Genomic DNA, 14,580 nt, shown 5'->3' on the forward strand with positions numbered 1-14,580 from the left:
ACGCCGCGGACGGCCGGGTGAACACCGCGCTACGGGCGGGCGGCCGCCTCCGGGGCGTCCTGCGCGGGGGTCCCCGCGCCCCGGCCGCGCCGGCCCAGCGGCACCAGGGCCCAGGTCACCAGGGCGGGCACCAGGAAGGCGAGGAGCGACGCCGAGGTCCACTCCTGCGGGCCGAAGCCCGCCCAGCCGTGCACCCGCCCCCAGAAGTCCGTCCACCAGGCGCCGATGTCGGACGGGGCCAGGAACTGGTACGTCACGAAGCCCAGCAGCCACGGCAGCAGCATCAGCGGCCGCGACGGCGCCCCGTCCGACATGTCCCAGCCGCCGTGCCGCCCGCGGCCCAGGAAGAAGTCGACCGCCAGCACGGCCAGCAGCGGCACGAAGACCGAACCGATCAGCCCGAGGAAGCCGTAGTACCAGTCGGCGAACTCCTTCACCGGCAGCGCCAGCACCGTCACCAGCACGCCGGTCCCGACGGTCAGCACCCGCCGGTCCACCCGGGGGAAGAGGTTGTGGACGGACATCGCGGTCGAGTACACGTTGGCGAAGGACTGGTCCGTCTCGCGCAGCACCAGCACGGCGAAGAACAGCCAGCCGGCGGTGACCCCGAGGAAGGTGTCGAAGATCTTCGCGCTGTCCCCCTGGACCTGCAGCAGCGCCATCAGCCCCAGGACGAAGCACCACACCTGGGCGACCGTGTAGCCGGCGAAGGTGCCCCAGAACGCCGAGCCGGGGGTCCGCGAGTGCCGCGTGTAGTCGGCGGCCAGCGGGACGAAGGAGATCGACACCGCCAGCACGTAGTCGGTGGCGCCCAGGAAGCCGTGCCAGTTGCCCGCGCCCGGGTCCGGCACCCCCTGCCGCACCAGCTGCACCGTGAAGTACACCATCGACACGCCCACCGCGACGGCCACGTACCGGCGCAGCAGGGCGATCGCGCCCAGCGGCCGCACGGTCAGGGCCGTGGTCACGGCGCCCGCCAGCACCACGTACAGCCAGTGCCAGCCGCGGCCGTGGGTGAGCGCCTCGGCGCCCATCGCGATGACGGTCAGCTCGTACACGCCCCAGCCGACGCACTGCACGATGTTCAGCACGGTCGGCACGTAGGAGAGCCGGGTGCCGAACAGGCCGCGCAGCACCGCCATGGCGGGCGCCCCGGTGCGGGCGCCGATGACCGCCGCCACCGCCAGCATCGCGGTGCCGACCGCGGTGCCGACCGCGATCGCCGTCACCGAGGCGGCGAACGACAGCTGGGCCTTGCCTGTGCCGAGCACGGTCACCGCGCTGCTGAAGCCGATGAGGCTCACGCCCAGGTTCAGCCAGAAGGCCGCCTGGTCGCGGAAGCCCAGCGGGCGGGGCGGGTCGGTGTCCAGGACCAGCGGGGCCTCGCCCGGGGGCTGCGACGCCCCCGCGGAGGCCGGTGCGGACAGGGACGTGGACGATGAAGCCGTCACGGCCAGTGCTCCCTACGCCGGCATTACCCGGTCAGGTTCCGGCGGTCGGCGCCCCCTCGGTCCGCTGCTGCGGCCGACCGGCGCCCTCTCAGCCTGGTCTGGGTCCAAGCTCCCGCGTGTCAGTTCGAGAAGACATGGTAGGCGTAAGGGCAGGGTCCGCCAAGGCCGGCGACCTGCACACATCAAACCGGCCTAAGGAACCCGTCGTCCGCACGGGTGTGCTGCTTACGGCGCCCAGACGGACGATGGGAAATGCTGGGGACCAAGGTCCTGTCATCCATGGAGGTCGTCCGTGAGCACCGAGCACGAGAGTGGGTTCACCGGGCCGCAGGGGGCACAGCCCGCCGGCGGCCACGACGCGGTGGGTCCGGCTCCCGACCGTACGGCGCCGCAGCCCGCCGTGCCGTCGGACGGTGCGGCGCCCGCAGCCCCGGCGGCGGACCGCCCGTACCCGGCAGCCCCTCCGCCGCCGCAGCAGCCCGCGGGGGCGTACCCGCCGCCCTCCGCCTACCCGCCCCCGCCCGCCCACGACGGGCCGTACGGCGTCCCCGCGGGCGCGCCCTACGGCCCCGGGCAGGGCGCCGGCCCGGCCGGGAGCGCGGCCGACCACGCCTCCTGGCCGCCGCCCAGCGGCCACCCCTTCGGCGCCGGACACCCCGTCGGCGGCTGGGGCGCGCCCGGACAGCCCGGCGGGCCCGACCGTGACGGCGGCGCACCGCGCCGCGGGCGCGGCGGCATGGTCGCGCTGATCGCCGCCGTGGCCCTCGCGGCCGGCGGCATCGGCGGCGGCATCGGCGCCTGGGCCGCGGACGACTCCGCCTCCGGCTCCTCCACCAGCAGCACCACCGTCTCCTCGACGGTCGACAAGGCCGCCCTCAACCGGGCCCCCACGTCGGTCGCCGGCATCGCTGCCAAGGCGCTGCCCAGCACCGTCACCATCAAGGCCGAGGGCTCCCAGGAGTCCGGCACGGGCACCGGCTTCGTCTACGACACCGAGGGCCACATCCTCACCAACAACCACGTGGTCGCCCCGGCGGCCGACGGCGGCAAGCTCACCGTGAAGTTCTCCGACGGCTCCAGCTACCGCGCCTCCGTGGTCGGCCGCGCCGAGGGCTACGACGTGGCCGTGGTCAAGCTCGACAACCCGCCCAAGGGCCGACTGAGCCCGCTGCCGCTCGGCGACTCCGACAAGGTCGCGGTCGGCGACGCCACCGTCGCCATCGGCGCCCCCTTCGGCCTGGAGGGCACCGTCACCACGGGCATCGTCAGCGCCAAGGACCGGCCCGTCGCCTCCGGCGACTCCACCGGCGCCCAGGCGTCGTACATGAACGCCCTCCAGACGGACGCCTCCATCAACCCCGGCAACTCCGGCGGCCCGCTGCTCAACGCCGGCGGGCAGGTCATCGGCATCAACTCGGCCATCCAGTCCACCGGCGGCGGGGGCGGCAGCAGCCCCTTCGGCGGGCAGACCGAGCAGGCCGGCAGCATCGGCCTCGGCTTCGCCATCCCGATCAACCAGGCCAAGTGGGTCGCCGACACGCTGATCCGCACCGGCCAGCCGGTGTACGCCATCTTCGGCGTGCTGCGGAACGACAACTACAACGGCGACGGCGCCCAGATCATGCCGTCCGACGTCCAGGGCACCCCGGCCGTCACCCCCGGCGGACCCGCCGACAAGGCCGGCCTCAAGCCGGGCGACGTCATCACCAGGCTCGACGGCGTGCCGATCGACAGCGGACCGACCCTGGTCAGCGAGATCTGGTCGCACCGGCCGGGCGAGAAGGTGGAGGTCGTCTACACCCGCGACGGCCAGAGCCGCACCACCACCATCACCCTCGGCGAGCGCAAGGGCGACAGCCGGTAGCCCGCCCCGCGCGGCATGCCGATCTCCGCACCCCGGCCCGGCCGCGACCCGTTAGGCTGACCTCCGCCAGGAGGGCTGCCCGAGTGGCCTAAGGGAACAGTCTTGAAAACTGTCGCCAGGGGTGACCCTGGCCGAGGGTTCGAATCCCTCGCCCTCCGCGGGAGCTGCACGAACCGGCCCCTGACCAGCACCGACGGTCAGGGGCCGGTCGCATGCCCGGCGGCCGCGCCTTCGCAGGGGCGGCTCAGTAGTGCCAGTGCGGCCTTCCGGAGACCATGCCGCAGGTGATGCGGCGGCCGGCGGCGTCGGTGGTGGTGCTGCCCAGGTCGGCCTTCCGGCAGAACTGCCCCGCCTCGTAGCAGTTCCCCGCGTTGGAGCGGATACTGCACCGTTCCGCTCCGCCGCCGGAGCCGTTCCCGCCGCCGCCCGTGCTGCTTCCCGAGCTGTGGGTCGCCGTGCTGCCGCCGGAGTGGGACGCGGGCCTGGAGGTCTTCGCGCTGCTGCCGGCGGTCCCGGCCCTCGCGGTCATGGTCGCCGTCACGGTGGCTTCGGCGGTGCGGGTGACGGTGACGGTGGGCGCCGGCTCCGCCTGGGCCGTGACCGTGGCCGTGGTGGTGGCGGTGACGGTCGCGGCGGGCTTGGCCGTGGTGCCGCCGTTCCCGGCGGCGGCACCGATGCCGCCGATGAGGAGGAGCAGGGCGAGGAGGCCGCCGCAGCCGATGGCTGCGATCTTCGGGCCCCTGCGCCCGGGCGGACCGCTGGGCGGAGCGGGCGGCTGCTGGTACGGATGGTGCATGGCATCCCCGGCGTTGTGGCGATCTTGTGGTGACAGCGTGTCAGCCGGGTGTCGCCCGACGGTATGGGGACGGATGGTCCGTGGCCGAGCCGTTACTCGGGGGGTCCGATAGGGGCCGATCTGTCCGCGCTGCGGCAGGCCCCGCCCGAACCGGCGGGGCCACGTGCGGGCGAGTGGCGGACCTTTCCGTCCCTGAGGCCGCCCGCCCCGCCCTTCCCGGCGGCCCGCCCCGGGCGGCCCGGCGGCCGGGGCCGTACCCCGGGCCGGGCACCAGGACGGCGTCACGGGGGAGGCGTCCGGGGCCGTCGGGGTGAAGAATGGGCGGGAGCCGGACCACAGGTGGTTCCCGACCATGCGCGCAGACCAGTCCGACACCGCCGACCAGTCCGACACCGCCGACCAGCCCGACACCGGAGGCCAGTCCGAGATCGAAGGCCAGCCCCCCTCCTCCCGCAGCGCCGGCCGTCCTGGTGCCGCCGGCGGGTTCCCGTCTGCCGCGGGGCCGGTCCACGCCGCCGGGACCGCCTCCGCCGTCGACGGCCCGCCCGGACGGACCGGCCCGCCCGGCCCGGCGGCCCCCGGAGGCGCCCCGGCCCTCCCGGCGCCCGCGCCGCCGCGCCCCGAGCGGGCGGGCGGCCTGCTGGTGGTGCCCCTGGCCACGGCCCTGATCGGCGACGACGGCCGCATCCTGCACTGGAGCGACGGCGCCGAGTCCCTGCTGGGGTATCCGCCCGCCGAGGCGGTCGGCCGCTTCTCGCTGGACCTGCTGGTCCCCGAGGATCGGCGGAAACCGGGCATGGAGCTGTTCACCCGCATCCTGTCCGGCAGCAGCTGGTCCGGCGCCTTCCCGATGCGGCACCGCGACGGGCACCAGGTCGAGCTGGAGTTCCGCACCCACCCGGTGACCGGCCCGGGCCTCCGGCCGATGGTGCTGGCGGTGGCCACCGACGTGCGCTCGCTGCGCCGTGTCGAGGAGGACCTGGCGGTCCTCGACGCGTTCTTCGCGCAGGCCCCGATCGGGCTGATGGTGTACGACACCGACCTGCGGTTCGTGCGGGTCAACGAGGCGCTGGCCCGGATGAACGGCGTGTCGCAGGAGGGGCACCTCGGGCGGCGGCTGAGCGAGGTGCTGCCGGCCATCAACGGCCTGGAGATCGAGGCCGTGATGCAGGAGGTCCTCGACACCGGGCGTCCGGTGGTCGACGCCCGGTCGCACGGCCGCACCCCGGGCGACCCGGACCGCGACCACGCCTGGTCGGCGTCGTACTTCCGGCTGCAGGACCAGGCCGGCCGGATCCTCGGCGTCTGCTCGTCGCTGATCGACGTCACCGAGCGGTTCGAGGCCGACGCGCGGGCCGCGCGGGCCCGCGACCGGCTGGCGATGCTGGTGGAGGCCGCGGGCAGCGTCGGCACCACCCTGGACCTGCGGGAGACGGCCCGCGAGCTCGCCGCCGCCATGGTGCCGCAGCTCGCCGACGTCGGCACGGTGTTCGTCCTGGAGCACCGGGTCTCCGGGGCGGAGGCGGAGCCCGGCTGGGAGTCCGAGCCGGTCCGCCGCATCGCCGCCGCCGCGGCGGACCCCGCCCTCCCGCTGCAGGACCTGGAGCTCGACGAGGTCTGCCCGGTGCCGCCCGGCTCGCCGTACGCGCAGGCCCTGGCCACGGGCCGCACCGTGGAGGTGCCCTGGCCGAACCGGGACTCGCTGACGGAGATCCGCACCGCCCGGCTGCGCCGGTACGTCGACCGCACGTCGTGGTCGGCGCGGGCGACGCCGCTGGTGGCGCGTGGCCGGGTGCTGGGCCTGGTGGTGTACGCCCGGCACGGCGAGCGCGAGCCGTTCGAGGACGAGGACACCACCCTCGCCGACCAGCTGGCCGCCCGCGCCGCCGTCTCCATCGACAACGCGTGGCTGTACACCCGGGAGCACAGCACCGCGGAGGCCCGGCAGCGGGCGCTGCAGGAGGCCAACGCGGCCCGCGAGCGGCTGCTGCTCATCAACGAGGCCGGCACCCGGATCGGCACGACCCTGGACATGGGCCGCACCGCCCGCGAGCTGATGGACGTGGCGGTGCCCCGCCTGGCGGACGCCGCCGCGGTGGCCGTCCGCGAGTCGGTGGTCCACGGCGCCCCGCCCGCCGCGCCGGACCCCGACTGGCAGGTCCGGCTGCGCACCCTGGCCGTCGGCCCGGAGCAGGACCGGCCGATGACGGCGGAGGGCATCGACGCCGCGGGCACCGCCAAGGGGTGGGGCGCCGACACCTACCACGCCCGCTGCCTCGCCTCGGGCCGCCCGGTGCTCGTCCCCGAGGTGGGTCCCGCGGACCTGGAGCGCATCGCGAGCGTCCCCTCCCGCGTGGAGGTCTTCCGCCGGGAGGGCCTGCACTCGTACATGGCGGTGCCCATGCGGGCCCGCGGCCTGGTGCTGGGCGGGGCCGAGTTCGTCCGCCTGCGGGACACCCCCGAGCCGTTCACCGCCGAGGACCTGGCGCTGGCCGTGGAGATCACCGCCCGCGCCGCCATCTCCATCGACAACGCGCGGCTCTACACGAGCCAGCGCGAGTCCGCCCGGCAGCGGCAGCAGGCCCTGGAGGAGGCCCAGACCGCGCAGGCCCGCCTCGCGCTCATCAACGAGGCCGGCAGCCGCATCGGCACCACCCTGGACCTGCAACGCACGGCCGAGGAGCTGGTGGAGCTGGCGGTGCCGCGGTTCGCCGACCTGGTCACCGTGGACCTGCTGGACCCGGTGCTGCGCGGGGAGGAGCCGGCCACCGTGCCGGAGGACGGCCCGGTGCTGCTGCGCGCCGTCGCGGTGGGCCGCGCCCGCGGGCCGGGCGCCTCGCCGGTGACCGACACCGTGGGGGAGACCTCCGAGTTCGGCTCCTCCAAGCTCTACGCCCGCAGCCTGCGCACCGGCCGCTCGGTGCTGGTCGCGGACGTCACCGAGGACGACGTGCGGAGCATCGTGGCCACCCCGGACCGGGTGGCGCCCGCGCTGGAGGCCGGGGTCCGCTCGTACCTGATGGTGCCGCTGCTGGCCCGGGGGGCGGTGCTGGGCGGCGCGGAGTTCGTGCGGCTGCGGGGCTCGGAGCCCTTCGGGCCGGAGGACGTGGCCCTCGCCGAGGAGCTGGTGAGCCGCGCCGCGGTCTGCGTCGACAACGCCCGCCTGTACCGGCGCGAGCGCGCCACCGCGCTGACCCTGCAGCGCAGCCTGCTGCCGCAGGAGGTCCACCCGACGCTGGGCCTGGAGATCGCCCACCGGTACCTGCCGAGCAGCCTGGTCAGCGAGGTCGGCGGCGACTGGTTCGACGTGGTGCCGCTGTCCTGCGGGCGGGTCGCGCTGGTGGTGGGCGACGTGATGGGGCACGGCATCCGGGCCGCCGCCACCATGGGGCAGATCCGCACCGTCGCCCGCACCCTCGCCACGCTGGACATGCCGCCCGAGCAGCTGCTGACCCGGCTCGACGAGACGACCTCGGGCATGGGCGAGGGCCAGTTCGCGACCTGCGTCTGCGCCGTGTACGACCCGGTGGAGCGCAGCTGCACGGTGGCCAGCGCCGGGCACCTGCCGCCGGTGGTGTCCTGCCCCGACGGCAGCAGCCGGCCGGTGGACGTGCCGTCGGGGGTGCCGCTCGGCGTCGGCGGCGCGGTCTTCGAGAGCGTGGACCTCACCCTGCCCGAGGGCGCCGTGCTGGTGCTGTACACCGACGGCCTGGTCGAGCGCCGCGGCGAGGACATCGACCAGGGGATCGGCCTGCTCTGCCGGACCGTCGCCGAACGCCGCGGCACGCTGGAGGAGACCTGCGACGCCGTCGTCGAGACCCTGGTGCGGGCCGGCACCGAGGACGACGTCGCGGTCATCATGGCCCGGGCCACGCCCGTCCCCGCCGACCGGGTCGCCACGCTGCCGCTGGACCGGGACCGCACGACGGCGAGCGAGGCCCGCCGCTTCACCCGGCAGGTCCTGCAGGACTGGCGGCTGAACGCCCTCTCGGACTTCGCCCAGCTGCTGGTCAGCGAGCTGGTCACCAACGCCCTGCTGCACGCCGGCGCGCCCAAGCAGCTGCGGCTGATCCGCGACCGGGTCCTCACCGTGGAGGTGGCGGACATCGGGCACCAGCCGCCCCGGCTGCGGCGCGCCTCCGCGGAGGACGAGGGCGGCCGCGGCATGCGGCTGGTCAACGAACTGGCGCACCGGTGGGGCAGTCGGACCACGCCGCACGGCAAGGTGGTGTGGGCGGAGCTGGAGCTGCCGCCCGGGCACGGGTGAGCCGGTGCGGTGCCGCGTGCCGCACCGGGACGCCGCACCCGGCCGCCGCGGGCCGCGCCGCGTCCACCCGGCCTTCCGGTACGACCGGCCCCGCGGGCCCGACCGGCCCGACCGGGTGAACGGCACCGCGCGGACTGGACGGGCCGCCGCCTCCTGCCGATAACGCCCCCATGACTGCGCACACGGAAGCGGCCGCCCGTCCGGTGCGGGCCTCCGCCGACCTCGCCGACCCGCGCTTCTGGCGGCTCCCCGCCGCCGAGCGGGACGCGGCCTTCGCCCGGCTGCGGGACCTGGACCACCCCGTCTTCTTCACCGAGCGGGAGGCGTCCGCGCTCCGCCCCCGCCGGGGCTTCCACGCCCTCGTGCGGCACGCCGACGTCGTCGCGGCCGGCCGCAGCCCGCGGACCTTCGTCAGCGGACCGGGCGTCACCACCCCCGAACCCGCCCGCTGGGTGCGGGCCCTCTTCGGCGACTCCATGGTCAACCTGGACGACCCCCGCCACGCCCAGCTGCGCCGCGTCGTGTCGCGGGCCTTCACCCCCCGCCTGGTCGCCCGGGTCGAGGAGGACATCCGCGCCACCGCCCGCCGGATCGTCGACGACGTGGCGGCCCGCCGCCCCGGGGACTTCGTCGCCGCCGTCGCCGGACCCATGCCCTACGAGGTCATCTGCACGATGATGGGCATCCCCGAGGAGCCGCGCCGCCGCATCCTGGACCTGGTCGACGACGCCACCGAGCACACGGGGGTGCGCCGCCGCCGGCTGCGGGTGCCGGGCCGGGGCCTGCGGGCGCTGGCCCGCATGCAGTGGCTGGTCGCCGAGGTCGGACGGGAGCGCCGCCGCCGCCCCGCCGACGACCTCATCTCCGCGCTGGTGACGGCCGACGTGGACGGGCGGGGACTGGACTCCCGCGAACTGGGCGCCTTCTTCTCCCTGCTGCTGGTGGCGGGTGTCGAGACCACCCGCAACGCGATGGCGCACGGCCTGCGGCTGCTCACCGGCCACCCGGAGCAGCGGGAGCTGCTCATGGCGGACGTCGAGGGGCGGATCGGGGGCGCGGTGGAGGAGATGGTCCGCCACTCCTCGCCGATCATCCAGTTCCGGCGGACGCTGGCGCACGACCACGAGATCGGCGGGCACGTCCTGCGCAGGGGGGAGAAGGCGGTGCTGTTCTTCGCCTCCGCCAACCGCGACGCCTCGGTCTTCGCCGACCCGGACGCCTTCGACATCACCCGCAGCCCCAACCCGCACCTGGGCTTCGGGGGCGGCGGCCCGCACTTCTGCCTGGGCGCCCACCTGGCCCGGCAGGAGATGCGGGCGCTCTTCACCGAGCTGCTGACCCGGCTGCCGCAGGTGCGCGCGGCGGGGGAGCCGGTGCTGGTGCCGTCGAGCTTCGACCACCGGGTGAGGTCGCTCCCGTTCACCTTCTGACCCGCGGTCCGCGGGGGCCGCGGTCCGTCCCCGACAGGGGGTCAGCGGCTTTCCGGGAAAGCAGGCATGAAGGTGCCGGCCGGGGGCAAGCGCGGAGCCAGGAGGTGGGACACAATGATTCCTTTGCTGCTGGTTCTGCTGCTTGCTCTGGTCCTTTTCGGTGCCGGTTTCGCCCTCAAGGCGCTCTGGTGGATCGCCGTCATCGTCCTGATCGTCTGGGCGCTGGGCTTCGTCTTCCGGAGCGCGGGCTCCGGCGGCGGCCGCGGCCGCTGGTACCGCTGGTAACCGCGCACCGGACGACCGGCACGTCCAGGGGCCCCGCCGCACCGGCGGGGCCCCTTGATGTGCCGGGGACATGACGCCACGTCGGCCGACGCGGCGTCAGCCGCTCTCCAGGGAGAGGTCGTGCAGGCGGTCCAGGCGGGCGCGGGTCGCGTCGTCCACCGGGGTGTACGTGATCAGGCGGGTGCCCATCCGCGGCGAGAGCCACAGGTGGGTGAAGTCGAAGGCGAGCAGCCCGACGTGCGGGTTGAGGAAGCGCTTGGAACCGCCGGCGTCCGGCTGCGCGACCTCGTGCCGCTCCCAGGCGGCGGCGAACTCCGGCGAGGCCGCGCGCAGCCGCTTGACCAGCGCCTTCCAGGCGGGCTCGGCGACGTGGTTCGCCATCGCCGCCCGGTAGCGGGCCACCATCGACGCCAGCGCGGCGTCCCGGTCGACCATGGCCTGCCGCCACGCGGGGTGGGTGAACGCCAGCCACAGGCCGTTGCGGTCCTCGGCGGGCAGCGCGTCCAGGTCGTCCACGAGCCGGGCGTAGGTGCGGTTGTAGGCGAGGATGTCGTACCGGCCGTTGATCACGCAGGCGGGCAGCGGCTCCAGGCGGGCGATCATCTCCCGCAGCGCCGGGGTGAGGTAGGCGCACGTCCGGTCCGGGGAGGGGTCGACCGTGCCGGCCAGCAGGAAGAGGTGGGCCCGCTCGTTCGGGTCGAGCATCAGGGTGCGGGCGACCGCGTCCAGCACCTGCGCCGACACCTGGATGTCGCGCGCCTGCTCCAGCCACGTGTACCAGGTGACGCCGACGGCGGAGAGCTGGGCGACCTCCTCGCGCCGCAGGCCCGGGGTGCGGCGGCGGCCGCCCGAGGGCAGGCCCACCTGCTCCGGGGTGATCCGCTCCCGGCGGCTGCGGAGGAAGGAGGCCAGCTCCCGGCGCCGCACCCGGTCGCCGGGGGCGGCGGTCGGCGGGGAGGCCGGAGGGGAGGCCGGCGGGGCGGTGGCAGCGGTGGTCATGGTCCCAGCATGGCGCAGAGGCGATCCCTGTGCCAGGTACTGCTGATACCTGGATAACCACACTCTGGTACCCCTCTGAAGGGTGGCACAGAGTGGGTCCCGTGAACGAGACGACCGAACGGACCGCAGCCCGCGCGGCCACCGCCGTGCCCCCCTCCCGCGCCACCGTGCTGCCCCGGGTGATCCGCCCGGGCGGCGCCCCGCGCACCGTCGCCGCCCCCGTCGCCGCGGCCCCCGGGGGCCCCGCGGCCCCCGCGGCCGCGCTGGGCCCGCTGGGGCTGGCCACCGTGCTGCTGGGCGCCTTCCTCCCGATGCTCGACTTCTTCATCGTCAACGTCGCCCTGCCCACCATCGACCGCGAGCTGTCCGCCGGACCGGCCGTGCTGGAGCTGGTGGTCGCCGGCTACGGCGTCGCCTACGCCGTCCTGCTGGTGCTCGGCGGCCGGCTGGGCGACACCTTCGGCCGGCGCCGCCTGTTCACCGCCGGGGCCGTCGCCTTCGCGGCGACCTCCCTCGCCTGCGGCCTCGCCCCCACCGCCGGCACGCTGGTCGCCGCCCGGATCGCCCAGGGCGCCGCGGCCGCGCTGATGCTGCCGCAGGTGCTGGCCACCATCCAGGCCACCACCACCGGGCACCACCGGGCCCGCGCCCTGAGCCGCTACGGCGCGGTCGGCGGGATCTCCGTGGTCGTCGGGCAGGTCCTGGGCGGGGTGCTCGTCTCCGCCGACCTGTTCGGCACCGGCTGGCGGGCGATCTTCCTGGTCAACGTGCCGGTCGCGCTGGCCGCCGCCGCGCTGGCGCTGCGCGCCGTCCCGGAGAGCCGCTCCCCGCACCCGGCCCGGGTGGACGTCGCGGGCACGGCGCTGCTGGCGGCCTCGCTGCTGGCGCTGCTGGTGCCGCTGACGGAGGGCCGGGCCCTGGGGTGGCCGCTGTGGACCTGGCTGCTGCTGGCCGCGTTCCCGTTCGCCGCTGCCGCGTTCGCCGCGGTGGAGCGGCGGGGCGAGCGGGCCGGCCGGGTGCCGCTGGTGCCGCCGTCGCTGCTCGCGGTGCCGGGGCTGCGGCGCGGGCTGGCGCTGGGGCTGCCGTTCTTCACGGGCTTCGGCGGGTTCATGTTCACGGTCGCGGTGGCACTCCAGCAGGGGCTGCGGCTCGGCCCGGTCGCGGCGGGGGCGGCCCTGGTGCCGATGGCGCTGGGCTTCTTCGCCGCCTCGCTGGCCGGCCCGCGGCTGGTCGGCCGGTACGGGAGCCGCACGATCACGGCCGGCGCGCTGCTGCAGGGCGCCGGACTGGTGGTGCTGGCCGCGACCTTCCTGCGCGGCTGGCCGGACCTCGGCCCGCTGGACCTGCTGCCGGGGACCGCGCTCGCCGGGCTGGGGCAGGGCCTGGTGATGACGCCGCTGTTCCGGGTGGTGCTGGCGGACGTGCCGGTGGAGCGGGCCGGGGTGGGCAGCGGCGTGCTCGTCACCACCCAGCAGTCGAGCCTCGCCCTGGGCGTGGCGACCCTGGGCACGCTCTTCCTCTCGCTCGCGCCGGCCTCCGCGCTGGGCATGCGGGACGCCGTCGTGCTGGTGCTCCTGCTGCAGCTGGCCGGTACGGCGGCGGTCGTGCTGCTCAGCACCCGGCTGCCGCGCACGGTGGGGTGAGGCCCGGGGAGCGGCCCCGGCTGCGGCCCCTGGTCCGGCCGGGGCCGTGGTCCCGGCTGCGGCCCGGTCCGCGACCGGGTTGGGCCGGACGGGCGGCGGGGGCCCGGAGGGGGTTTGGCGGTGCGATGTCACACCTACGGGCTAAATGAACCGTTCGTGCTGGAACTTTGTCGATTTGTTGCGGAACGCTGGTCCCGGCGTCGCAGCCCGCACATCCGACTCCAGCCTCCCGGAGGACACCATGGCTCGTTTCCGGACCGCCCGCCCGACCGGCCTCCTCGCGGCCGCGCCCCTGGCGGCGGCCCTGCTCCTCGCCGGGGCGGCCGCCGCCCAGGCGGCCCCCGGCGTTCCGGCCGGCGACGGCTCCAGCGGCTCCGCCGTCTCCGCCACCGGCAGCGGGAACGTCTTCGGCCGGGTCGACGGCAACACGGACTGGGCGCAGCAGACCGCCACCGGCTCCGGCGCCTCCAACCAGGACAACACCCTGGGGGTGAGGGGCAACTCCGGCCAGCTCTACTCCACGCAGAACAACCTGAACATCCACTACGCGCAGCCCGCCGGCTGACGGGGGCCTCCGGCGGCGGAAAGGGTCACCGCACGCCGGCCCCGGGGGGCGGCACCGCCGCGGTGCCGCCCCCGGGCCTCCGCGCGCCGGGCCTCCGCGCGCCGGGCCTCCGCGCGCCGTGCCGCCGCGCAGGGGCCCGGCCGAGGACCGGGCGGCCCGCCGCGGAGGGCTCAGCCCGCTCCGCGTCCGGTCAGGGTCGCCCCGGCGCTGGCCGCCACCACGCAGGCGATGCCGAGCGCCTGCGGCAGCCCCACCAGCTGCCCCAGCACCACCGCGCCGACCCCGGCGCTCACCGCCGGCTCCAGGCTGACGACCACGCTGAACACCCGCTGCGGCAGGCGCCGCAGCGCGGTCATCTCCAGGGCGTAGGGGATGACCGGGAAGAGCATCGCCACCCCCGCGACCCGCAGCAGCAGGGCCCACGGGTGCGGGTCCGCCGCCAGCCCGTGCCAGGCCGGGGCCAGTCCGACCGGGGCGAGCACGACGGCGCCGACCGCGATGGAGACGGCCAGGCCCTCGAAGCCGCGGAACGCCGCGCCCACCCGGTGGGTGAGCAGGATGTACCCGGCGTAGCAGGCGGCCGCGCCGAACGCGAAGGCCAGGCCGACCGGGTCGAGGCCCGCGTGCCCGCCGCCCCCGGCGCCGTGGCCGCCGGCCGCGGTGAGCAGCACCACGCCGCCGCCGGCCAGGCACGCCCACAGCACGTGGCCGAGGCGGCGGGCGAGGGCGAGGGACACCGCGAGGGGGCCGAGGAACTCGATGGTGGCGGCGGTGCCCATCGGCAGCCGGTGCACCGCCCCGGCGAAGAGCAGGGTCATCCCCGCCGAGGCGACGCCGAGCAGGCCGGCCGAGGCGAGGTCGCGCGGGGACCGGTCGCGCAGCCGGGGCCGGGTGGCGGTGAGCAGCACCGCGGCGGCGACGACCAGCCGCAGGAAGGTGGTGCCGGTGACGCCGAGCGGTCCGAAGAGCGGGGTGGAGAGCGCGATGCCCGACTGCACGGTCCCCATGGCGAGGAGGCAGAAAAGCGGCGCCGGGACCGAGTCCAGGCGCCGCAGCAGGGTCGGGGTCCGCCGCCCCGGGGGGCGGGGGGCCGGTCCGGGTGCGGGGCCCGGGTCCCCGGTGCGGACGGCGCCTCGTCGCCACCCGCCGCGCTCGCCTGCGGGCTCGCCCTTGGGGGAGGGCGGCACGACGAGGGCCTCGGCGGGGACGCCGGGCAGGACGCGCTCGGGGGCGGGGGAGGACATGGGCCCAGTCTGTCGTAAGGACCGCAGAGGCCGCAA

Annotated in this window: 10 protein-coding genes, 1 tRNA gene and 1 riboswitch; of the genes, 7 read left to right on the plus strand and 4 right to left on the minus strand. The window is 76.2% G+C overall.

The genetic code is table 11. The features are described 5' to 3' along the window. Nucleotides 1–29: 29 nt before the first annotated feature. Entirely contained in the window at nucleotides 30–1,451 is a 1,422-nt protein-coding gene (locus tag ACFY07_RS10300) for a purine-cytosine permease family protein (RefSeq protein ID WP_390868257.1), read from the minus strand. Next, nucleotides 1,441–1,577: riboswitch (TPP riboswitch) on the minus strand. It overlaps the preceding gene by 11 nt. A gap of 166 nt (nucleotides 1,578–1,743) precedes the next feature. On the opposite strand from ACFY07_RS10300, the gene ACFY07_RS10305 reads away from it, so the two are divergent. Continuing rightward, a complete protein-coding gene (locus ACFY07_RS10305) occupies nucleotides 1,744–3,315 on the plus strand; it encodes a S1C family serine protease (protein ID WP_390868258.1) in 1,572 nt (523 codons plus the stop codon). A gap of 69 nt (nucleotides 3,316–3,384) precedes the next feature. Continuing rightward, a tRNA-Ser gene (locus ACFY07_RS10310) sits at nucleotides 3,385–3,473 on the plus strand. 86 nt (nucleotides 3,474–3,559) lie between these two features. Here the strand turns inward: ACFY07_RS10310 and ACFY07_RS10315 are convergent. Next, entirely contained in the window at nucleotides 3,560–4,111 is a 552-nt protein-coding gene (locus ACFY07_RS10315; RefSeq protein ID WP_390868259.1) for a hypothetical protein, read from the minus strand. A gap of 352 nt (nucleotides 4,112–4,463) precedes the next feature. Here ACFY07_RS10315 and ACFY07_RS10320 point away from each other — a divergent pair, with 352 nt between their 5' ends. The 3 genes from ACFY07_RS10320 to ACFY07_RS10330 all read left to right on the plus strand — a co-directional run bounded on the left by ACFY07_RS10320 (nucleotide 4,464) and on the right by ACFY07_RS10330 (nucleotide 10,093). Then, complete coding sequence (locus ACFY07_RS10320; protein ID WP_390868260.1) at nucleotides 4,464–8,378, plus strand: SpoIIE family protein phosphatase; 3,915 nt, start codon at nucleotides 4,464–4,466, stop codon at nucleotides 8,376–8,378. A 170-nt stretch (nucleotides 8,379–8,548) separates the two neighbouring features. Beyond that, nucleotides 8,549–9,808, plus strand: a complete 1,260-nt coding sequence (locus tag ACFY07_RS10325; protein WP_390868261.1) for a cytochrome P450 — start codon at nucleotides 8,549–8,551, stop codon at nucleotides 9,806–9,808. A 114-nt stretch (nucleotides 9,809–9,922) separates the two neighbouring features. Then, nucleotides 9,923–10,093 carry a DUF5670 family protein gene (locus ACFY07_RS10330; RefSeq protein WP_230649259.1) on the plus strand — a complete coding sequence of 57 codons (171 nt, stop codon included), beginning with the start codon at nucleotides 9,923–9,925 and terminating at the stop codon, nucleotides 10,091–10,093. 96 nt (nucleotides 10,094–10,189) lie between these two features. Here the strand turns inward: ACFY07_RS10330 and ACFY07_RS10335 are convergent, their stop codons facing one another. Next, the gene (locus tag ACFY07_RS10335) at nucleotides 10,190–11,092 is read right to left on the minus strand and encodes a helix-turn-helix transcriptional regulator (protein WP_390868262.1); all 903 of its coding nucleotides are present in this window, start codon (nucleotides 11,090–11,092) and stop codon (nucleotides 10,190–10,192) included. 179 nt (nucleotides 11,093–11,271) lie between these two features. On the opposite strand from ACFY07_RS10335, the gene ACFY07_RS10340 reads away from it, so the two are divergent. After that, nucleotides 11,272–12,735, plus strand: a complete 1,464-nt coding sequence (locus ACFY07_RS10340) for an MFS transporter (RefSeq protein WP_390868307.1) — start codon at nucleotides 11,272–11,274, stop codon at nucleotides 12,733–12,735. A gap of 241 nt (nucleotides 12,736–12,976) precedes the next feature. Further along, nucleotides 12,977–13,300, plus strand: a complete 324-nt coding sequence (locus tag ACFY07_RS10345; RefSeq protein ID WP_230649261.1) for a hypothetical protein — start codon at nucleotides 12,977–12,979, stop codon at nucleotides 13,298–13,300. A gap of 170 nt (nucleotides 13,301–13,470) precedes the next feature. Here the strand turns inward: ACFY07_RS10345 and ACFY07_RS10350 are convergent, their stop codons facing one another. Continuing rightward, a complete protein-coding gene (locus ACFY07_RS10350; protein ID WP_390868263.1) occupies nucleotides 13,471–14,544 on the minus strand; it encodes a DMT family transporter in 1,074 nt (357 codons plus the stop codon). Between the last annotated feature and the right edge of the window lie 36 nt (nucleotides 14,545–14,580).

The sequence above is a fragment of the Streptomyces sp. NPDC001380 genome (assembly GCF_042895785.1).
Classification (GTDB): domain Bacteria; phylum Actinomycetota; class Actinomycetes; order Streptomycetales; family Streptomycetaceae; genus Peterkaempfera.